15 protein-coding genes, 2 tRNA genes and 2 pseudogenes are annotated in these 19,816 nt (G+C 67.7%); 13 read left to right on the forward strand and 6 right to left on the reverse strand.

The window, feature by feature from the left end; translation table 11 throughout:
- Positions 1 to 105: 105 nt before the first annotated feature.
- Both V8F63_RS10100 and V8F63_RS10105 read right to left on the reverse strand, forming a co-directional pair.
- Positions 106 to 924 carry a patatin-like phospholipase family protein gene (locus V8F63_RS10100; protein WP_392353068.1) on the reverse strand — a complete coding sequence of 273 codons (819 nt, stop codon included), beginning with the start codon at positions 922 to 924 and terminating at the stop codon, positions 106 to 108.
- A complete protein-coding gene (locus tag V8F63_RS10105) occupies positions 882 to 1,619 on the reverse strand; it encodes a cyclic nucleotide-binding domain-containing protein (protein WP_392353069.1) in 738 nt (245 codons plus the stop codon). The genes V8F63_RS10100 and V8F63_RS10105 overlap by 43 nt, the downstream gene beginning before the upstream one ends.
- A 78-nt stretch (positions 1,620 to 1,697) precedes the next feature.
- On the opposite strand from V8F63_RS10105, the pseudogene V8F63_RS10110 reads away from it, so the two are divergent.
- The 7 genes and pseudogenes from V8F63_RS10110 (at position 1,698) to metG (ending at position 10,712) form a co-directional block, all read left to right on the forward strand.
- Positions 1,698 to 3,291 (forward strand): annotated as a pseudogene (locus V8F63_RS10110) (carboxyl transferase domain-containing protein).
- Between the two features lie 49 nt (positions 3,292 to 3,340).
- Positions 3,341 to 3,826 (forward strand): hypothetical protein, encoded by a 486-nt coding sequence (locus V8F63_RS10115; RefSeq protein WP_025978298.1) that lies wholly within the window; start codon positions 3,341 to 3,343, stop codon positions 3,824 to 3,826.
- A 68-nt stretch (positions 3,827 to 3,894) separates the two neighbouring features.
- The gene (locus V8F63_RS10120) at positions 3,895 to 4,797 is read left to right on the forward strand and encodes an enoyl-CoA hydratase-related protein (RefSeq protein ID WP_025978299.1); all 903 of its coding nucleotides are present in this window, start codon (positions 3,895 to 3,897) and stop codon (positions 4,795 to 4,797) included.
- 136 nt (positions 4,798 to 4,933) lie between these two features.
- On the forward strand, positions 4,934 to 6,928 hold the full coding sequence (locus tag V8F63_RS10125; RefSeq protein ID WP_392353070.1) for a biotin carboxylase N-terminal domain-containing protein: 1,995 nt from the start codon (positions 4,934 to 4,936) through the stop codon (positions 6,926 to 6,928).
- A gap of 151 nt (positions 6,929 to 7,079) precedes the next feature.
- A complete protein-coding gene (locus V8F63_RS10130; RefSeq protein ID WP_278070729.1) occupies positions 7,080 to 7,475 on the forward strand; it encodes a DUF1489 family protein in 396 nt (131 codons plus the stop codon).
- A gap of 36 nt (positions 7,476 to 7,511) precedes the next feature.
- On the forward strand, positions 7,512 to 8,879 hold the full coding sequence (locus V8F63_RS10135; protein ID WP_392353071.1) for an MATE family efflux transporter: 1,368 nt from the start codon (positions 7,512 to 7,514) through the stop codon (positions 8,877 to 8,879).
- Positions 8,880 to 9,002: 123 nt separating this feature from the next.
- The gene (metG, locus tag V8F63_RS10140; RefSeq protein WP_392353072.1) at positions 9,003 to 10,712 is read left to right on the forward strand and encodes a methionine--tRNA ligase; all 1,710 of its coding nucleotides are present in this window, start codon (positions 9,003 to 9,005) and stop codon (positions 10,710 to 10,712) included.
- A gap of 55 nt (positions 10,713 to 10,767) precedes the next feature.
- Here metG and V8F63_RS10145 read toward each other — a convergent pair whose 3' ends face one another.
- The gene (locus tag V8F63_RS10145) at positions 10,768 to 11,622 is read right to left on the reverse strand and encodes a TerC family protein (protein WP_313632181.1); all 855 of its coding nucleotides are present in this window, start codon (positions 11,620 to 11,622) and stop codon (positions 10,768 to 10,770) included.
- A 73-nt stretch (positions 11,623 to 11,695) separates the two neighbouring features.
- Entirely contained in the window at positions 11,696 to 12,352 is a 657-nt protein-coding gene (rlmB, locus tag V8F63_RS10150; RefSeq protein WP_392353073.1) for a 23S rRNA (guanosine(2251)-2'-O)-methyltransferase RlmB, read from the reverse strand.
- A gap of 371 nt (positions 12,353 to 12,723) precedes the next feature.
- On the opposite strand from rlmB, the gene V8F63_RS10155 reads away from it, so the two are divergent.
- From V8F63_RS10155 to V8F63_RS10180, 6 genes and pseudogenes are all read left to right on the forward strand, one after another.
- Positions 12,724 to 12,807: transfer RNA gene (locus V8F63_RS10155), tRNA-Tyr, on the forward strand.
- Between the two features lie 96 nt (positions 12,808 to 12,903).
- Positions 12,904 to 12,977: transfer RNA gene (locus V8F63_RS10160), tRNA-Gly, on the forward strand.
- 60 nt (positions 12,978 to 13,037) lie between these two features.
- A complete protein-coding gene (gene tuf, locus V8F63_RS10165; protein WP_064108282.1) occupies positions 13,038 to 14,228 on the forward strand; it encodes an elongation factor Tu in 1,191 nt (396 codons plus the stop codon).
- A 313-nt stretch (positions 14,229 to 14,541) separates the two neighbouring features.
- Positions 14,542 to 15,357: a histidine kinase dimerization/phospho-acceptor domain-containing protein gene (locus tag V8F63_RS10170; protein WP_392353074.1), complete on the forward strand. Its 816-nt coding sequence runs from the start codon at positions 14,542 to 14,544 to the stop codon at positions 15,355 to 15,357.
- Positions 15,354 to 16,124, forward strand: coding sequence for a response regulator (locus V8F63_RS10175; protein ID WP_392353075.1), 771 nt, complete (start codon positions 15,354 to 15,356; stop codon positions 16,122 to 16,124). The genes V8F63_RS10170 and V8F63_RS10175 overlap by 4 nt, the downstream gene beginning before the upstream one ends.
- Before the next feature lie 122 nt (positions 16,125 to 16,246).
- Positions 16,247 to 17,634, forward strand: a pseudogene (locus V8F63_RS10180) (hemolysin family protein).
- On the opposite strand, the gene V8F63_RS10185 reads toward V8F63_RS10180, so the two are convergent.
- Positions 17,603 to 17,974 (reverse strand): hypothetical protein, encoded by a 372-nt coding sequence (locus V8F63_RS10185; RefSeq protein ID WP_025976255.1) that lies wholly within the window; start codon positions 17,972 to 17,974, stop codon positions 17,603 to 17,605. The pseudogene V8F63_RS10180 and the gene V8F63_RS10185 sit on opposite strands and share 32 nt — an antisense overlap.
- Before the next feature lie 265 nt (positions 17,975 to 18,239).
- Positions 18,240 to 19,793 (reverse strand): ATP-binding cassette domain-containing protein, encoded by a 1,554-nt coding sequence (locus V8F63_RS10190; protein WP_392353076.1) that lies wholly within the window; start codon positions 19,791 to 19,793, stop codon positions 18,240 to 18,242.
- Positions 19,794 to 19,816: the final 23 nt, after the last annotated feature.

The raw sequence follows: 19,816 nt of genomic DNA on the forward strand, positions 1-19,816 counted from the left end.
TCCAGTCGCGGATATCGACGCCGTCGGAGGGCGGCAGGATCAACAGATCGGTCTCGGCGCGGGCCTGAATCCGCTCGGCCTCGCTGGACAGGGTGGCCGCGCGCATCAGGATAGAGACGATCGGCGGGCCGTGCTTCCACGCCCCCGACAGGATCCAGCGCCACCAGGAGGGGGATTCTCCAGCGCGGTGGCGTCCACGCCGCGCGACTGGGACACGTCGACGCCGACGAGCGGGCCGCTGTTCAACCGACGCATCACGTCGCTGGGGAAGTTGCGCAGAACGGCGCCGTCGACCAGCACCTGGCCGTTCATCACCACAGGCGGCATGACGCCGGGAATGGAGATGGAGGCGCGCAAGGCGTGGCGCAGGGTGCCTTCGCGGTGCACCTCCAGCCTGCCTGCGGTCAGATTGGTCGAGACGGCGAAGAAGGGCAGCAGCATGTCCTCCATCTGCACGTCGCCGAAGGCCTCCTTCATCAGCGCCTTGACCTTGCGGGCGTGGGTCATGGCGATGATGGGCGGGGCGATGTCGGCCAGAGGATCGGACAGGACGAAGGCCTGGCGGATGTGGTGCTCCAACTCTTCGTCGGACCAGCCCAGGGCGGGACCGGCGCCGATGACCGCCCCCATTGAGGCGCCGCCGATGAAGTCGATGGGCGTGCCAGACTCGCGCAGGGCCTTCAGCGCGCCGATGTGGGCATAGGCGCGCGCGCCGCCGCCGGACAGCACCACTCCGACGGAGGAGCCGGTGATCAGCCGGGCGATCCGCGCCGTGTCGTCAAACAAGCCCTCGACCGCGTGGAACCAGCGGCCGGGTTTGAGCACGTCCAGCCAGGCGCGGGTGTTGCTGGGGCGCGGCATCCGCGGGTCGCGCAACAGGATCAGATCGGTGCGCTGCCCGGCGTCGTCCCATTCCTCGGCCACAGGCGGGGCGGGGGCGGCGGGCGGTCGGCGGCGCCGACCAGGAACAGGCGGTCGACCTGACGCGCGCACAGGGCGGCCCAGTTCGGCTCGTTCGCCTCGGCGACATAGAGGACGTAGTCGTGGGCGTCCTCGACCCGCGAAAACCACTCGGCGGCGGATGACAGGGCCGAACTGTCGATGACGTGGCAGGTGGCGCCCTGAGCCTCGACCGCGCGGGCGACGCGTTCGACGAAGGCGCGGATCGGCTTGTCGCGGGCTGAGACGAAGCCGAAGACGTTGGGCTCGGTCCCGCCGCCGCGCTCACGCGCGCGGGTCAGCATGATCTGACCCAGTTCCGACATCAGCAGGGGATCAGTGCGCGCCGCGTCGAAGAAGGCCTCGCGCGGCAGGGCCAACACGTCGCTGTCGCGCAGGGCGACCACGTCCGACATGTGCGAGGTGCCCGCCAGCATGGCCAGTTCGCCGACCGGCTCGCCGGGTTTGATGACCGCGATCATCTGCGGGACGCGGCCGTCGTCGCGACGGAAGACGCCCAGCCGCCCGGCGCGCAGCAGATAGAGGGTGTCGGCCCGGTCGCCGGCGGAAAACAGCCGCTCGCCCCGCGTCAGGGCGAACCAACTGGCGCGGCTGTCCTGCGCGCCCTCGAAGGCGCGGGTCAGGGCGGCGGCGAGGGTGTCCGGTCGAAGCGGGGCCATGAGGAGGAGATATAGCGGATTTCGCGTTCGGTGAACCGAACGGCTTCCCCCGGCGCGGAAGCCTCCTAAACCTTAGGCATGCCCAAGCTGATTTCCGCCGTCGATCGCAACAGTCCTGCTTTCAAGTCGCTGGATGCGCACAATCGCGCCCTGCGGGACGAGCTTTATGAAAAGGTCGCCATGGCGGCCCGGGGCGGCTCGGACGCCAGCCGCGAGCGCCATGTGGCGCGGGGCAAGCTGCTGCCGCGTGATCGCGTCGAGCGCCTGCTGGATCCGGGCTCGCCCTTCCTGGAGGTCGGTCAGCTGGCCGCCAACGGCATGTATCGCGATGAGGCGCCCGGCGCAGGCATGATCTGCGGCGTCGGCCGGGTGTCGGGGCGCGAGGTCATGATCGTCGCCAACGACCCGACGGTGAAGGGCGGCGCCTACTTCCCCATGACGGTGAAGAAGCACCTGCGGGCGCAGGAGATCGCCGAGCAGAACAATCTGCCGTGCGTCTATCTGGTCGATTCGGGCGGGGCCAACCTGCCGCACCAGGCCGAGGTCTTCCCGGACCGCGACCACTTCGGCCGTATCTTCTTCAACCAGGCGCGGATGAGCGCAAAGTCGATCCCGCAGATCGCCTGCGTCATGGGCAGCTGCACGGCGGGCGGCGCCTATGTGCCGGCCATGTCGGACGAGACGGTGATCGTGCGCAATCAGGGCACCATCTTCCTGGCCGGGCCGCCGCTGGTGAAGGCTGCGACCGGCGAGGTCATCTCGGCTGAGGAACTGGGCGGGGCCGAGACCCACGGGCGCAGGTCCGGCGTGGTCGACCATGTGGCCGAGAACGACGAGCATGCGCTGGAGATCGTGCGCTCCATCGTCGCCAATCTGAACACCACCAAGCCCCAGCCCCTGGACGTGCGCGAGCCGCGCGCCCCGGCTTACGATCCGGCCGAGGCTCTACGGCATCATCCCCGAGGATGTCCGCGCCCCCTATGACGTGCGCGAGGTCATCGCCCGCATCGTCGACGGCTCGGAACTGGACGAGTTCAAGGCGCTGTATGGCACGTCGCTGGTGTGCGGCTTCGCCCGCATTTGGGGCCAGCCGGTCGCCATTCTGGCCAACAACGGCGTGCTGTTCAGCGAAAGCGCCCAGAAGGGCGCACACTTCATCGAACTGGCCTGCAAGCGCAAGATCCCGCTGCTGTTCCTGCAGAACATCTCGGGCTTCATGGTCGGCGGCAAATACGAAGCCGAAGGCATCGCCAAGCACGGCGCCAAGCTGGTGACGGCCGTCGCCTCGGCTGAGGTGCCCAAGTTCACCGTCCTGATCGGCGGGTCGTTCGGGGCCGGCAACTACGGCATGTGCGGCCGGGCCTATTCGCCGCGCTTCCTGTTCACCTGGCCCAACAGCCGCATCAGCGTGATGGGCGGCGAGCAGGCCGCCTCCGTCCTGGCCACCGTTCACCGCGACGCGGACACATGGACGCCGGAGGAGGCCGAAGCCTTCAAGGCGCCGATCCGTCAGAAGTACGAGGACGAGGGCAATCCCTATTACGCCACCGCCCGCCTGTGGGACGACGGCGTCATCGATCCGGCCCAGACGCGCGACGTGCTGGGCCTGGCCATCAGCGCCAGCTTGAACGCCCCCATCCCCGAGACGACCTTCGGCGTGTTCCGGATGTAATGACCGCCGCGGCCCGTCAGGGCCGAATGCCCGCCACGAGGACTGAGACATGAAGAAGACCGCGGCCCTGATCGCTTTGACGGCCTTGCTCGCAGCCTGCGGATCGCAGGCGGACGCTCCGACGCCAGAGGTGGCCGAGCCTGCGCTGGAAGCCGCGGCACAGCCCCAGGCCGACCCGGTTTCGGCGGCGGAAGAGGCTGCTGCCCGCGCGGGCGAACCGGCGCAGGCGGTCTTTCCCGTCGGCTATCGCGGTGAGTGGGACTATAGCGACGACGGCTGCGCCAGACAGGAAAGCGGCACGCGCTTCGTCATCACAGCCACCGAGATCAAGGGCTATGAAGACACCTCCAGACTGGTGGCGCTGGAGCCGCTGAAGGATCAGGGCGAGGCTATTCGGGTGGTGCTGGAGAACCAGTCGTCTGAAGGCGACCAGACCATGGTTCAGATCCTGCGCCTGTCGCCGGTGGCCGGGGTGTCGCTGCGGATCGAGCAGGACGGCAAGACCGTTCGGGCCAGCCGCTGTGATCCGGTCTAGGCGGGATATTTCTCTGCGGCGCGCCGTGACGCCGCCTGATGCGTTCTACCGGCTGAGAGGAGCCGACCATGACTGATCAAAACCCTAACGAAGACGAGCTGAACGCTCTGGACATCACCGACGCCGAGGCGGCGGAGATGAACGCCATCGCCCATCCCTTCGTCGCCGACCCGGCGCCGGATGCGAACGACGATCTGGTGCAGATCGACGCCACGGCCGACGGCGTGGTCTTCGTCACCATCAACCGGCCGCAGAAAAAGAACGCCTTCGACGCCGCCACCATCGCCGCCCTGTACGAGGCGTTTGAGACCCTGCAAGGCGCCGACCGGGTGCGCGTGGTCTTCATCCGCGGCGCCGGCGGGACCTTCAGCGCGGGCGCTGACCTGAACTGGATGCGCGACGCGGCCGACTGGTCCGAGAGCGACAACCGCGACGACGCCATGGGCCTGGCCAAGATGCTGAAGGCTCTGCATGACGTGCCGGCGTTGACGGTGGCCCTGGTCGAGGGCGCGGCCATGGGCGGCGGGGCGGGCATCGTCGCCGCCTGCGACATGGCGGTGGCGGTCGAGGGGACGCGCTTCGCCTTCTCCGAGGTCAAGCTGGGCCTGATCCCGGCGACCATCGCCCCCTATGTCATCGAGGCGGTCGGCGCGCGCCGCGCGCGCCAGCTGTTCCTGACGGCCAACATCTTCGACGCCGATTACGCCGCCCATGCGGGGCTGATCGACATGGTCCTGCCCGAAGGCTCGGTGGAGGAGTTCATCTCCATGCTGACCGACAGCCTGTCGGCCAATGCGCCGGGCGCGATGGGCGACGCCAAGCGGCTGGTCAACGATGTCGCGGGCGAGGATATCGACAACCGTCTGCTGGAAGAGACCGCCAAGCGCATCGCCCGCGCCCGCGTCTCGCCCGAGGGCCAGGAGGGCGTCCGCGCCTTCCTCGACAAGCGCGCGCCGAACTGGGCGCAATGAGTGGTGAGTGGCGAGTGACGAGTGGCGAGGCTGACTCGTCGACGGATCTCGCCACGCCGACTCTTTTCGCCCGACGCATGATCGCACGCGCCTTCTCGTCACCCCCCACTCGTCCCTCGCCACTTCGGAAAGCCTGATGTTCAAATCCGTCCTGGTCGCCAATCGCGGCGAGATCGCCTGCCGCGTCTTCCGCACCGCCCGCCGCATGGGCCTGCGCACCATCGCCGTCTATTCCGAGGCCGACGCCAACGCCCTGCATGTGCGCGAGGCGGACGAGGCGGTGCTGATCGGCCCGGCGGCGGCGCGCGAGTCCTATCTGGACGCGGCCAAGGTGCTGGCGGCGGCCAAGGCGACGGGGGCGGAGGCCATCCATCCCGGCTATGGCTTCCTGTCCGAAAACGCCGACTTCGCCGAGGCGGTGGCGGCGGCCGGCATCGTCTGGATCGGCCCCAAGCCGTCTTCGATCCGCGCCATGGGTCTGAAGGACGCGGCCAAGAAGTTGATGATCGAGGCGGGCGTGCCCGTCACCCCCGGCTATCAGGGCGAGGACCAGTCGCTGGAGACCCTGAGCGCCGAGGCGAACCGCATCGGCTTCCCGGTGCTGATCAAGGCGGTCGCCGGCGGCGGCGGCAAGGGGATGCGCAAGGTCGACCGGCCTGAGGACTTCGCTGAAAATCTGGCCTCGGCCCAGCGCGAGGGGCAGTCGTCCTTCGGCGATCCGCGCGTGCTGATCGAGAGCTACATCACCCGTCCGCGCCACATCGAGGTGCAGGTCTTCGGCGACAGCCACGGCAATGTCGTCCACCTGCATGAACGCGACTGCTCGCTGCAGCGCCGCCACCAGAAGGTGATCGAAGAGGCGCCTGCGCCCGGGATGGATCAGGCCACGCGCGACGCCGTCACCGCCGCCGCTGTGCGCGCCGCCAAGGCCGTGGACTATCAGGGCGCAGGCACCATCGAGTTCATCGCCGACGCGTCGGACGGGCTGAAGGCCGACCGCATCTGGTTCATGGAGATGAACACCCGGCTGCAGGTCGAACACCCGGTGACGGAAGCCATCACCGGCGTCGATCTGGTCGAATGGCAGCTGCGCGTCGCGGCAGGTCAGCCGATCCCGCTGGCGCAGGCCGACATCCCTATGAAGGGCTGGGCCATGGAGGCCCGCCTCTACGCCGAAGACCCGGCCCACGGCTTCCTGCCGTCGATCGGGCGTCTGGAGCACTTCGTCATGCCCGATGACATCCGCGTCGACACCGGCGTGATGCAGGGCGGCGAGGTCAGCCAGTTCTACGACCCGATGATCGCCAAGCTGATCGTCCATGAAGACAGCCGCGAAGCCGCCGCCGCCCGCCTGGCCGACGCCTGCCGCGAGGTCGAGGTCTGGCCGGTGAAGACCAATGCGGGCTTCATGGCGCGTTGCCTGGAGCATCCGCGCTTCATTGAGGGCGACGTGGACACGGGCTTCATCGCGGCGGAGGAGGGAGCGCTGATCGCCCCGGCTCAGGTTTCCGCTCGCGCCCTGGCCGCTGCGGCCGGTCAGATCGGGCTCGAGGCGGACGCCGCCGCCTTTGACGCGCCGGACAATGTGCTTGCGCCCGCCCGCGCAGGCTTGTTCGGTTTCCGCCTGAACGCAGCGCCGCAAGCGCATACGGCGTTTCACCATGACGGCGTGGCCCACGCCCTGACCCTGACGGGCGAGCCGGGCTGGTACGGCCGGTCGTCCAGCTTCACGGTGAACGGCGACTTCGGCTCGGCTCAGGTCTATGGCGAGCCGGGCATGGTTGTAGTTGACGGCGAGGTGGTCAGCACCCTGTCGCCCGACGCCGAGCGGGTGCTGGTGTTCGACGGCGGCGACGTGGTCGAGTTCCGGCGCCGCAAGTCCAGCGGCCCGGCCGGCGTCGCCGCATCCGACGGCGGCCTTCGCGCGCCCATGCCGGGCAAGATCGTCGCTGCGCCCGCCAAGGCCGGGGACGCGGTGACCAAGGGGCAACCGGTCTTGGTGCTGGAGGCCATGAAGATGGAGCACGCCTTGACCGCGCCCTTCGACGGCGTGGTGGCCGAGTTCAACGTCGCTGTCGGCGATCAGGTCGCGGACGGCGCGGTGTTGGCCGTAGTAAAGGCGGCGGACTAAACCCCGCTCATCCCGGCGGATGCCGGGATCCAGTTCTCTGGTCTCATCGCCGAGGTCGGGAACTGGGCTGAGCGTTTTGTCGAGCGTCGCGTGCGGGGCTCTTACTGGGTCCCGGCGTCCGCCGGGATGAACGGAGTAGAGGCGGCGTTTCATGCCCCTGCACATGATCAAGCTCTGCGTCGGCGTCTCCGAGGTCGAGACCCTGGAAGCGAACGCCAAGCGGTCCGACTGGCGCATCGTCCACACCCGCATGACGCCCAAGCGCGCCGCTGAGATCGAGGACGGCGGCTCGCTCTATTGGGTGATGAAGGGCGTCGTGACCTGCCGTCAGCGCATTCTGGACATCACGACGGTGGGCGAGGGCAAGGCCAGCCGGTGCGAGATCAAGCTGGACAGCGAGGTCATCCGCACCGCGCCGCTGGCCCGGCGGCCGTTTCAGGGCTGGCGCTATTTCGACAAGGACGTCCCGCCGGACCTGTCGGTGGCCGAGCCGACGGACCTGCCGCCCGAGCTAGCGCGGGAGCTGCGCGAACTGGGCGCCTGGTAGGCGCCCGAAGCGCTCGGAAAATCGATTGACGCGCGCATGGGCGCGTGGCTGTTGCGGCCTCCGATGACCCACGCCCTGTTCAGCTTCAAAACCCGCGCCACCCTGTCCGAGCTGCTGAAGCTGGCCTGGCCGGTCGTCATGGCGCGTCTGGGCATCATGACCATGGGGCTGACGGACGCCATCGTCGTCGGCCACTACGCCAGCCGCGAGCTGGCCTTTCATTCCCTGGCCTGGGCGCCGTCCTCAGTCGTGCTGACCACGGCGGTCGGCCTGATGATGGGGGTGCAGGTCATGACCGCCCGCTTGCTGGGCGAGGGCAGGGGCGACGAGGTCGGCGCCGTCCTGAGGCGCGGCATGACCTATTCGCTGCAGATCGGTCTGGTCTCGATGATCGGTCTGCTGCTGCTCGGACCGTTCGGGCTGGTGCACATGGGGTTGGAGGACGGTCTGGGCGAGGGCGCGACGCCCGCCCTGATGGTCTTTGCGCTGTCGATGCCGGCCTATCTAATTTCGGTCTGCGCCCAGTTCTTCCTGGAGGGACTGCACAGGCCCAAGGCGGGCATGGTCGCCATGTGGGTGGCCAATGCGGTCAATCTGGCGCTGAACCTGCTGCTGGTGCCCGACCTGCTGGGCATTGGCCTGCACGGCGCCGTGGCCTCGGCCTGGGCGACGTTCGGCGCGCGAACGGCGCTGGCGATCTTTCTGGTCATCTTCATCCTGCGCCTGCCCGAGGCGCGGGCCTGGGGCGTGTTCAAGAAGCCCCAACGCGACAAGGCGGTTGAGAGCCAGCAGATGAAGGTCGGCCTGGGCGCGGGCGCGTCGAACTTCATCGAGGTCGGCGCATTCGCCGCCATGACCCTGTTCGCCGGTCAGTTGGGCGCCGCCCAGACCGCCAGCTGGGCGGTCGTGATCAACATCTCGGCCATCGTCTTCATGGTGCCGATGGGACTGTCGTCCGCGACGGCGGTGCTGGTCGGCCGCAGCTATGGCGCAGCGGACAAGGCGGGTGTGATGCGCGGCGGCCTGGCCGGCATCGGCGTGGTAACGGTGCTGGCCTTCATCATCGCCCTGGTCATCTGGCCTTCGGCGCGGCTGATCGTCGGCGCCTATACGACCGACCCGGCGATCCTCGCCATCGCGGCGCCGGCGCTGGTGCTGGCGACCCTGTTCTTCGTCGCCGACGCCATGCAGGTAGTCGCGGCGCAGGCCAACCGTGCGGCGGGCGACGTGGTGTGGCCGACGCTGATGCACCTGCTGTCCTATGGCCTCATCATGATCCCGCTGGGCTGGTTCCTGGCGCATCGGATCGGGGTGGACGGACTGGTCTGGTCGGTGATCGTCGCCAGCCTGATCTCGGGCGCCCTGCTGACCGGGCGCTTCGTGCGCATCGCGCGGAGGCTTTGAGAAGTGGCGAGTGGCGGGTATCGAGTGGCGAGCGAAACGCATTAATGCGCCGTTCGGTGTTGCGGTAGCTCGCCTCACTCGCCACTAACCACTCGTCACTCGTCACTTGTCACTCGGATAATCATGGCCCGCATCCTCATCACCTCGGCGCTGCCCTATATCAACGGCATCAAGCACCTTGGGAATCTGGCCGGGTCGATGCTGCCCGCCGATGTGTGGGCGCGTTTCATGCGGGCGAGGGGGCATGACGTCCTCTATGTCTGCGCCACCGACGAACACGGCACCCCGGCCGAACTGGCCGCCGCCGCCGCCGGCCAGGACGTGCGCGCCTATTGCGACGAACAGCACGAGGTGCAGCGCCGCGCGGGCGAGGCCTTCAACCTGTCGTTCGACATCTTCGGCCGCAGCTCCAACGCCCCGAACACCCGCCTGACCCAGCACTTCGCCAAGGTGCTGGAAGAGCGCGGCCTGATCGAAGAGCGCGTCGACCGGATGATCTATTCGATCGACGACGCCCGCTTCTTGCCCGACCGCTACGTCGAAGGGACCTGCCCGCACTGCGCCTATGAGAAGGCGCGCGGGGACCAGTGCGACAACTGCGGCCGCCTGCTGGATCCGACCGACCTGATCGCCCCCTATTCAGCAGTGTCGGGCAGTCGCAACCTGGAGGTCCGCGACACGCGCCACCTCTATCTGCTGCAGACCAAGGTGGCCGACGAAGTGCGCGCCTGGGTCGACGCCCGCTCGCCGCAGTGGCAGCCGCTGGCCCGCTCCATCGCCTATAAGCATCTGGACGAGGGCCTGATCGACCGGGGCATCACCCGCGATCTGAAATGGGGCGTGCCGGTCGTCGGTCCCGACGGCGGCCCGCGCCCGGGGATGGAGGGCAAGGTCTTCTACGTCTGGTTCGACGCCCCCATCGAATACATCGGCGCGACCGAGGAATGGGCCGACAAGACCGGCGGAAACTGGCGCTCGTGGTGGCGTCTCGACGAGGGCGCCGAGGACGTGCGCTACGTCCAGTTCATGGGCAAGGACAACGTCGCCTTCCACACCGTCAGCTTCCCGTCGACCATCCTCGGCTCAGGCGAGCCGTGGAAGACGGTGGACCAGCTGAAGGCCTTCAACTGGCTGAACTGGTACGGCGGCAAGTTCTCGACCAGCATGGGCCGGGGCGTCTTCATGGATCAGGCGCTGGAGCTGCTGCCCGCCGATTACTGGCGCTGGCACCTGACGGCCTATGGGCCGGAGCATTCCGACGCGGCCTTCACCTGGGAGCAGTTCCAGTCGACGACGAATAAGGACCTGGCCGACGTGCTGGGCAACTTCGTCAACCGCATCGTCAAGTTCACCGAGTCCAAGTTCGACGGCGTCGTGCCCGAGGGCGGAGAGCCGGGCGCGCTGGAAGAGAAGCTGGCCGCCGACGTCAAGGCGGCTCTCGCCAGCCTCACTGACGAGTTCGAGGCGATGGAGTTCCGCAAGGCGGCCCAGGCCGCCCGCGCCCTGTGGGTCCTGGGCAATGAGTATCTGCAGGTCGCGGCCCCGTGGACGGCGCTGAAAACGGACCGCGAGCGGGCCGCCGTTGTGGTGCGCACGGCGCTGAGCCTGGTCGCCCTGTTCGCCCGCGTGACGGCGCCCTTTATGCCCGATGCGGCGGGGCGGATCGCGGCCACGGTCGGCGCAACCCATCTGTCATGGCCTGACGCTGAGGGCGACCTGTTGAGCCTGGTTCCTGTGGGCCAAGTAGTGGCGGCGCCCCAGGTTCTGTTCGCCAAGATCGAGGACGCCCAGGTCGCGGAATGGACCGAGCGCTTCGGCGGCGCCGAGGTCTGAAAGCGCCGGTCTAAAAATGAAAAAAGGCCCGGAGCGATCCGGGCCTTTTGTGTTTCTAGGAGGCGGCATCCGTCGGCGCGACAGTCGGCGGGGGCGGATCGCGTCGCTCGCGGCCGCCGGGCAAGGCTTCGGGCGTGTGCCGTCCCGGACCCTCGCCGCTGTGGCGCAGGTGCTTTGCCTCTTCCTCGGCGCTGATGTCGAGGAAGGCGGGGGCCGAGGCGTTGAACTGGTCTGTGTGGCCGGTGCGCACGATGACCGAGCGTCCGCCGTCCCAGATCATGTGCAGGGCGACGTACAGGACGATGACCAGGCCCACATAGGCGATCCAGCGATAACGGTTCAGCAGCTTGGCGATGAAGGTGGCCGCCAGACCCATCAGGGCGATGGACAGGATCAGGCCGAACACCATGATCCACGGGTGGTCATGGCTGGCGCCGGCCACGGCCAGCACATTGTCCAGGCTCATGGTCAGGTCGGCGATCATGATCTGGATCAGGGCGGCGCCGAAGGTCTTGCGCTTCAGGCCCAACTCCTCAGGCGAGGGGCCGCCGCCGTGTTCAATGGCCATGGCCCGTTCGATCTCGGCCTCGGCTTCGGCCTGATCGTGGGTGGCCTGTTCGCGCAGCTCGCGCCACATCTTCCAGCAGACCCACAGCAGCAGGAAGCCGCCCGCCAGCAGCAGGCCGACGATGGCCAGCAACTGCACGGTGATCAGCGCCAGGCCGATGCGCATGACGACGGCGGCGGCCAGCCCGATCAGGATGGCCTTGCGACGCTGTTCCTGCGGCAGGGCGGCGGCGGCCAGGCCGACGGCGACAGCGTTGTCGCCGGCCAGCACCAGGTCGATCATCAGCACCTTGCCGAGGGCGGAGGCCTGACTGATCAATTCGGGATTTGAGAGGAAGTCCATGCGCGACTCTTAATGCCCGGCGGGGCCCGCGCCAAGACGCCGCAGGGGCGAGTTGACGCGGGCGTTCGCCTTCTTAGCTCGCGCGGCTTTGGGCCCTGGCGACCTCATACAGGGCGATGGCGGCGGCGTTGGAGACGTTCAGACTCTCGAAGCCGCCGGGCATGGGAATGCGGGCCATGGCCTCGCAGTGCTCGGCCACCAGACGGCGCACGCCGTCGCCTTCGGAGCCCATGACGATGACGGTCGGCCTGGCGTCCAGCGCCTGCTCCAGCGTCAGGTCCGAGCCGCCGTCCATGCCGATGGCGCGCCAGCCGTGATCGGCCAGCTTCTCCAGCGCGCGGCTGAGATTCGTCACCCGGGCGCAGGGCAGGCGCTCGGTCGCGCCGGCCGAGGCCTTGGCCAGGGCGCCGGCGAGGGCGGGCGAATGGCGGTCCTGCACGACGATGCCGCGCGCGCCGAAGGCCAGGGCCGAGCGGAAGATGGCGCCGACGTTCTGAGGGTCCGTCAGCTGATCCAGCATGACGATGACGCCTTCAGCCGGTTCGGCCAGGTCTTCCAGATCGACGCCGTCCAGCGGCTGGACCTTGAAGGCCATGCCCTGGTGTACGGCGCCGGCCGGCAACATCCGGCCCAGGGCGACCGAATCGACCACTTCGATTCGGTGGCCGTTCGCCAGATTCTCGCGCTGAATCTCTTCGGCGCGGTCTTCTGTGACCATCAGACGGCCCATTCCGCGACGCGCCGGATTCGCCAAAGCGGCCAGAACCGGGTGGCGTCCCCAAAGAAAATTATCGGCGTCCGGGCGCGACCGGGCGGGTTTGCGCTCGTTTTCGGCGGGGTGGCGGCCTTGCGGCGCGGGGGTTTGAGCCGGATTTGGGCGTGTTTCGTCCCTCTTGTGGAAAGATTGTTTTTTACCGGTTTTCCGGTCGTTGCGTTCTCGAAATGACGACACTATAAGACGGCCTCCGATTTGGGCCCCAGGGCTTTCGGTTCAGGCGCTTCCTCTACTGCAGGCGTCGCCCGACAGCGAAGGCTTTCGTCGCGAAATGATCGAAAGATTGTTTTCGGCGTTTCCAGACCGGCATTGACATAAGGCGCGCTGGGGGAATGTCCCGAGCGGCAAAGGGGGCGGACTGTAAATCCGCTGCGTAAGCTTCGCAGGTTCGAGTCCTGCTTCCCCCACCACGCGCCTTCAATGCCCGCCGGGCCGGGAGTCCAGAAAGGAATCGGGTGCGGAAACGTCGCTCTTCAAACGAAGGGCGGTGCAGCCGCATTCTTCGCGCGGGTATAGCACAATGGTAGTGCAGCAGCCTTCCAAGCTGAATATGCGGGTTCGATTCCCGCTACCCGCTCCAGGTTTTATGAACTGAGCACAGCGCCCCTCCGTTCCGGACCCGGGCCACAGGAGTTTGGCCATGGCCAAGGAAAAGTTCGAACGCACTAAGCCGCACGTGAACATCGGCACGATCGGCCACGTTGACCACGGCAAGACGACGCTGACGGCGGCGATCTCGATGACGCTGGCGAAGGCCGGCGGCAGCAAGGCGATGAACTACGCCGACATCGACAACGCGCCGGAAGAAAAAGCGCGCGGCATCACCATCAACACGTCGCACGTGGAATATGAGACGGCCAACCGTCACTACGCGCACGTGGACTGCCCGGGCCACGCCGACTACGTGAAGAACATGATCACGGGCGCCGCCCAGATGGACGGCGCGATCCTGGTGTGCTCGGCCGCTGACGGCCCGATGCCGCAGACCCGCGAGCACATCCTGCTGTCGCGTCAGGTCGGCGTTCCGGCCCTGGTGGTGTTCCTGAACAAGGTCGACATGGTCGACGACGAGGAACTCCTGGAGCTGGTCGAAATGGAAGTGCGCGAGCTGCTCAGCTCGTACCAGTTCCCGGGCGACGACATTCCGGTGATCAAGGGCTCGGCCCTGGCCGCTGTCGAAGACCGCGACCCGCAGATTGGCGAAGAGCGCATCCTGGAGCTGATGGCGGCGGTCGACGCCTACATCCCGCAACCGGAACGCCCGATCGACATGCCGTTCCTGATGCCGGTCGAAGACGTGTTCTCGATCTCGGGCCGCGGCACCGTGGTGACGGGTCGCGTCGAGCGCGGCATCGTCAAGGTCGGCGAAGAAGTCGAAATCGTCGGTATCCGTCCGGTCCAGAAGACGACCTGCACGGGCGTCGAAATGTTCCGCAAGCTGCTGGACCAGGGTCAAGCGGGCGACAACGTCGGCGTTCTGCTGCGCGGCACCAAGCGTGAAGACGTCGAGCGCGGCCAGGTGCTGTGCAAGCCGGGTTCGATCACCCCGCACACCAAGTTCGTGGCCGAAGCCTACATCCTGAACAAGGAAGAAGGCGGCCGTCACACGCCGTTCTTCACGAACTACCGTCCGCAGTTCTACTTCCGCACGACGGACGTGACCGGCATCGTGCGCCTGAAGGAAGGCGTGGAAATGATCATGCCGGGCGACAACGCCGAGCTGGACGTCGAGCTGATCACGCCGATCGCGATGGAAGAGAAGCTGCGCTTCGCCATCCGTGAAGGCGGCCGCACCGTCGGCGCCGGCGTCGTGGCCAAGATCGTCGAGTAATATCGACGTCAGAACCAGCGAGGGCCTCGGCCCTCGCTGGTTCGCCAGTAACGAGTAAGCGTAAGCGTACCGGCCTCAAGCAGCCCGCAAAGGCCTTAGGCCGCAGTAACGGCCTCAAGCAGCCCGCAAGGGCGTTAGGCCAAGCGTAAAGCGTAACAGAGCGGCCCCCGGAGCGATCCGGGGGCCGTTTTGCATGGCCGACGGGCGCGTTGCGCGGGATCAAAGCGTAACCCTGACCTTGGTCGGTGGTTAAGATTAAGCATTTGGCAGCGATGATGGGCGCATGTGGCGGTCTGAAAGGACCTCCCACCCTATGTCTGACGTCGATTGGCCCCGCCGGGCAGGGCTCTCTGCCGCACTGGACGAGGCCGCCATTGTGGCGATCACCGATCGCGCGGGTCGGATCCTGTATTGCAACGACAAATTCGAGGCGGTCAGCGGCTACTCGCGGGCGGAACTGATCGGCCAGACGCACCGGGTGGTGAACTCAGGCGCCCACACGCGCGATTATTTTCGCGATCTGTACCGCACTATCGCGAGCGGGCAGGTCTGGCGCGGCACCATTGAAAACCGCAGCAAGGCTGGCGAGCCCTATTGGGTGGACACCACCATTGTGCCGAACCTCGGGCCTGACGGGCGGCCGGAAACCTATACCGCCATTCGGTTCGAGGTTTCGGATCACGTGCGCGCGCTGAAGGCGCTGGAGGTCGCCCAGTCCGAGGCGCGCGTGGCCGCCGAGGCGCGGGATCGGTTTTTCGCCAACATCAGCCATGAGGTCCGCACCCCGTTGAACGCCGTGCTGGGGCTGGCGTCGGCCCTGACGCACACGGCCCTGACGCCGCGTCAGAACGAGATGCTGGATCTGATTACGGGGGCGGGGGATGCGTTGCGGCGGGTGCTGGATGACATGCTGGACCTGTCGAAAATGCAGGCGGGCCAGTTCACCCTGGCGCCCGCGCCGTTTGACCTGAGGGCCGACATCGGCGCGGTCGTGGAGATGCGCCGCGCGGGCGCGGAGGCCAAGGGACTGACGCTGGCGGCGACCTTCAGCGACGCGGCGAACGGCATGGTGGTCGGCGACGGCGTAGAATCGCGCAGATCGTATCCAATCTGGTGTCCAATGCGGTGAAGTTCACGGCTCAGGGCCATGTGGCGGTCCGCGTCGATGTGGCCGGCGATGCGCAGGCTGAACGCCTGCTGATCGAAGTGGAGGATGAGGGGATCGGTTTCGACGAACAGGCGGCGCAGCGCCTGTTCCAGCCGTTCGTCCAGGCCGACGACGCCATCTCTCGCCAGTTCGGCGGGACCGGCCTGGGTCTGTCGATCTGTCGCCTGCTGGCGGAGTTGATGGGCGGCGCGATTTCAGCGGAGTCGGCCCCGGGACGCGGCAGCGTATTCCGCGTGGCCATACCCATCGAGCGGCAGGCGTCGATTCCCGCCGAGGCTCCGACGGCGACGGGGGACGAGTCTGAAGCGCCTGGACGCCTGCGCGTGCTGGCGGTGGAAGACAATCCGGCCAATCAGATGGTGGTGCGTTGTCTGCTGGAGCCGCTGGGCTTTGACATCGTCACCGCAGACAACGGCGCCGAGGGCGTCGAGCGCTTCATGCTTGAGCCGTTCGACATGGTGCTGATGGATATGCAGATGCCCGTCATGGACGGGCTTGAGGCCATGCGGCGAATTCGGGCGGCCGAGGCGCAATCAGGCCGGCGACGTACGCCGATCGTCATGCTGACCGCCAACACGACCGAGGCGCATCATGTGAAGGCCATGCAAGCCGGGGCGGACCATCTGACAGCCAAGCCGGTGACGCTGCAGATTCTGTTGGACGGGATGGAACGGGGCGCAGCAGCGGCCGAGGCCTGGTCGGAAGTCGCGATTTCAACGGCGGCCTGATGCGGGCCGGCGTAATGCCCGCCGCATAGCGGACAAGAACGCTGGCGCAGACCGAAGTTCATCTTTACTATAGGCTGCGCGGACGCCGTTAGTCGCGCCGCGTCAGGGCTTCTCCCTTTTCGATGTTGACCATCGCTATCGTCGTCGTGCTGCTGCTTGTGGTGCTGAACGGCCTTTTCGCCATGACCGAACTTGCGGTCGTGTCTTCCCGAAAGTCCAAGCTGCAGAGCCGCGCCGAAAGAGGCGACCGGGGCGCCCGAGCCGCGCTGAAGCTGGCCGAGGAGCCCACGCAGTTTCTTTCCGCCGTCCAGGTGGGCATCACCCTGATCGGCATTCTGGCGGGCGCCTATGGTCAAGCGGCCATCGCCGGCCAACTGGATGAAATCCTCAAGGCGAACCTGCCCGCCCTGGCGCCGTATTCGCAGATCATCGCCACCGCCGTGGTGGTGGTGCTGATCACCTATGTCTCGCTGATCGTCGGCGAGCTGGTGCCCAAGCGTCTGGCCCTGATCTTCCCTGAGGCGATCGCCTCCAAGATGGCCGGCCCGATTGCGACCCTGGCCCTGGCGATGAAGCCGTTCGTGCTGCTGCTCACGGCTTCGACCTCGGGCATCCTCAAGCTGATGGGCGTGAAGGACCGCGATGGTTCGGATGTCACCCAGGAAGAGGTCGAGAGCATTCTGGCCGAAGGCACCTCTGCGGGCCTGATCGAGCCGGAAGAGCAGGAGATGATCGAAGAGATCCTGCGTCTGGGCGACCGGGCCGTCCGCGTGGCCATGACCCCGCGTCACGAGGTCTACTGGATCGCGCTGGACGATTCGAAGAGACGCTGCGCGAGGAAATCCGCACCTGTCCCTATTCGCGCATCGTCGTGGCGCGTGACAACGACATCGATAATCCGCTGGGCGTGGTCCACAAGAAGGACCTGCTGGACAGCCTGCTGACCAATGGCGAGTTCAACGTCGAGACGCTGGTGGCCGAACCGGCCTTCATCCCCCAGTCGACCTCGGTGCTGAAAGCGCTGGAGATCCTGAAGGGATCGAAGGTGCACATGGCCTTCGTCGTCGACGAATACGGCGCCTTTGAAGGCGTAGTCACGGCGACGGACCTGCTGGAGATGATCGCCGGCGACTTCAACGAAAGCCACGACGAGACCGAGACCGCCGTGCGCAAGCGCACCGACGGCACCTGGGCCGTCGATGGTCAGGTCGACCTGGACGAACTGGGTGAAATCCTGGGCGAAGACTTCGGCGAACACGAAGGCTTCCACACGGTGGCGGGATTGGTGCTGCACCACCTGTCGCGCGTGCCGAACGAGGGCGACATCCTGCAACTGGGCCGTTTCGAGGTCGAAGTTATCGACATGGACGACCGCCGCATCGACAAGCTGCTGTTCCGTCCGATGATCCACACACGCCGACGACGCCGCCTGATCTCTCAGGCGGCGTCGCGCGGACGCCTTCGATTGTCGGCGGTCGTCAGGCTGTGGGAAGCGGCTGGGCCAGGGTGACGCGATAGGCGCGCATATCCCCGCCCGGCTGGGCCAGGGAGACGTATTCGCCGACGACGAACTGTTCGTCGTCGAGACGGAAGCCTTCTGCGTCCGTATCTTCGCCTGGAAGGTCGAGAACCCACCGGCCGTCTTCGGCGCGCGTCAGTTGGCCGACGGCCAGCGTCTGGGTCCCCTTGAAGCGGCGGACGCGGGTGTTCTCTGGCGCGGCGGCGATAGCGGCTGCGTCAAGGCGGGCGTCCTTGTCCAGCGTCAACACCAGGTCATAGCCGTCGTCGGCGTTGCCGTGCGGATGGTCAGGCTCGCGCGCCAGTTCCAGGCGGATGTGATGCAGGGCCATGATGCTCAGCCTTTCTCAGGCTTGGCCAGGCTGCTGGCGATGCAGCCGTAGGCCATGCCGACGATGAAGGTCATGAAGAAGGCGCCGATGGCGATGACGGGGGCGATGATGTCTGCGGGCATGGGTGTTCTCCTCTGCCGACAGAAAAGCGGGTGACGGCAAGCGTCGCCTTGATAGAGATCAAAGATATCGCCCTATCAGGCGGCGGCCTGCCGGGGCTTTGCGCTGATCTGGATGCGGCCGTCGGCGGCTATGCCTGAAACGGTCAGGGCGACATCGCACAGGGCCAGGGCGCCGGGCGGTGGCTGACGACGATCAGGCCCTGGCCGCTGTGGTGCAGACGGGCGGCCAGCCGTTCAAGAACCTGCGCCTCGGTAGCGGCGTCCAGACCCTCGGTCGGTTCATCCAGCACCAGCCAGGACGCAGGGCGCAGATAGGCGCGGGCGAGGCCCAGACGGCGGCGCTCGCCGCCCGACAGGCGGGCTCCGTTCTCGCCTACGGACGCATCCAGCCCGCCCGGCGCGGCGCGGACGCGGTCGGCCAAGGCGGCGTCTTCCAACGCGGCCCATAGATCGTCGTCGGCAGCCGACGGGGCGGCCAGGCGCAGGTTTTCGCGCACGCTGCCGGTCAGAAGCACAGCCTGTTGCGGCGCATAGGCGAACAGGGGACGCAGGGTCTCGGCGCCGAGGGCGGCGGCGTCGACCTCTCCGTGCAGGATTTCGCCGGGCGAGGCGGGGCGCAGGCTCATCAGGCGTTCGATCAGGGTCGTCTTGCCCGCCCCGGACGGGCCGGCGATCGCCAGACGTTGCGGCGGGGCGACCGTCAGCTCGGCGCTGGGCAGGCGCAGCGTCGGGGAGACGGCGGAGATCGGCGATGCAGGCGCTTCCTCGTCCAGAAGCTCGCCCAGGCGCTGGACCGCCGCCTTCACCGCGCCGTTCTGGCGCAGGGCGTTGAGCAGGGTTCCTGCGCTTTCGACCGTGGCCACGGCGGCCAGCATGGACAGGGCAGTCAGCGCAGGGGTGCCGGCGCCCGCCGCCAGAGCCGCGCCCGCCACGCCCACGGCCATGGCGAGGCTCTGGCTGGCCATGATCAGACCGCCGGCGCGGGCCAGCCGTTCGGCCGCGTCCTCGACCGCGTCGCCGTGCTCGGCCAGGCGGTCGGCGGCCCAGGCCTTCATGCCATAGGCCTGAAGCTCGGGCGCGGCGGCGGCCAAGGCGGCGAACTCGGTCTTGAGGGCACCGGACGCCTGCTGAAGGCGCTGGCCGGCGGGCTCGGCGAAGCGGCGCCCGATCACGACGGCCAGGATGACGCCTAGAGCGGCGGCGCCCGCGACGACGAGCGCCGGGGCCCATCCGGCCAGGGCCGCCATGCCGACGCCGGCGATCAGGCCGGTCCCCGCGCCCCAGGGCGTCGACAGGCGCACGAAACGGTCCTGAATCGCGTCCACGTCCTGAACCAGCCGGGCGGAGGCTTCGCCGCCCGCCAAGGAAAGGGCCTTGGTCGTGGGGGCGCGCGCCAGGCCGATGAACAGCTGCGGACGCAGGGCGGCTAGCGCCTTCAACGCCGCGTCGTGGCCGGTGACGCGCTCGCCATAGCGCGAGGCGGTGCGCACGATGGCGAAGAAGCGGATCATGGCGCTGGGCACCATGTAGTTGAAGACGTGGGCCACGGCGGGTCCGGCGGCGCCGGCGAGGGCGGCGGCGGTGATGAACCAGCCCGACAGGCCCAGCAGCAGGACGGCGCCGGCCGACACCAGGGCGGCGGTGACGGAGGCGGCCAGCAGGCGCGGGCGCTGAGCCTTCTCCTGCGCGCGGATCATGGCCTTCAGGCGGACGACGCCGG

Source organism: Brevundimonas sp. LF-1, assembly GCF_037055305.1.
Taxonomy (GTDB): Bacteria; Pseudomonadota; Alphaproteobacteria; order Caulobacterales; family Caulobacteraceae; genus Brevundimonas; species Brevundimonas sanguinis.

What these genes read in the sequence shown, in the direction of transcription:
- V8F63_RS10105 (WP_392353069.1), bottom strand. Translation starts at nt 1,619, where the DNA reads ATGGCCCCGCTTCGACCGGACACCCTCGCCGCCGCCCTGACCCGCGCC.
- V8F63_RS10115 (WP_025978298.1), top strand. Translation starts at nt 3,341, where the DNA reads ATGAAGAAGACCGCGGCCCTGATCGCTTTGACGGCCTTGCTCGCAGCC.
- V8F63_RS10120 (WP_025978299.1), top strand. Translation starts at nt 3,895, where the DNA reads ATGACTGATCAAAACCCTAACGAAGACGAGCTGAACGCTCTGGACATC.
- V8F63_RS10125 (WP_392353070.1), top strand. Translation starts at nt 4,934, where the DNA reads ATGTTCAAATCCGTCCTGGTCGCCAATCGCGGCGAGATCGCCTGCCGC.
- V8F63_RS10130 (WP_278070729.1), top strand. Translation starts at nt 7,080, where the DNA reads ATGCCCCTGCACATGATCAAGCTCTGCGTCGGCGTCTCCGAGGTCGAG.
- V8F63_RS10135 (WP_392353071.1), top strand. Translation starts at nt 7,512, where the DNA reads ATGGGCGCGTGGCTGTTGCGGCCTCCGATGACCCACGCCCTGTTCAGC.
- metG (WP_392353072.1), top strand. Translation starts at nt 9,003, where the DNA reads ATGGCCCGCATCCTCATCACCTCGGCGCTGCCCTATATCAACGGCATC.
- V8F63_RS10145 (WP_313632181.1), bottom strand. Translation starts at nt 11,622, where the DNA reads ATGGACTTCCTCTCAAATCCCGAATTGATCAGTCAGGCCTCCGCCCTC.
- rlmB (WP_392353073.1), bottom strand. Translation starts at nt 12,352, where the DNA reads ATGGGCCGTCTGATGGTCACAGAAGACCGCGCCGAAGAGATTCAGCGC.
- tuf (WP_064108282.1), top strand. Translation starts at nt 13,038, where the DNA reads ATGGCCAAGGAAAAGTTCGAACGCACTAAGCCGCACGTGAACATCGGC.
- V8F63_RS10170 (WP_392353074.1), top strand. Translation starts at nt 14,542, where the DNA reads ATGTCTGACGTCGATTGGCCCCGCCGGGCAGGGCTCTCTGCCGCACTG.
- V8F63_RS10185 (WP_025976255.1), bottom strand. Translation starts at nt 17,974, where the DNA reads ATGGCCCTGCATCACATCCGCCTGGAACTGGCGCGCGAGCCTGACCAT.
- V8F63_RS10190 (WP_392353076.1), bottom strand. Translation starts at nt 19,793, where the DNA reads ATGATCCGCGCGCAGGAGAAGGCTCAGCGCCCGCGCCTGCTGGCCGCC.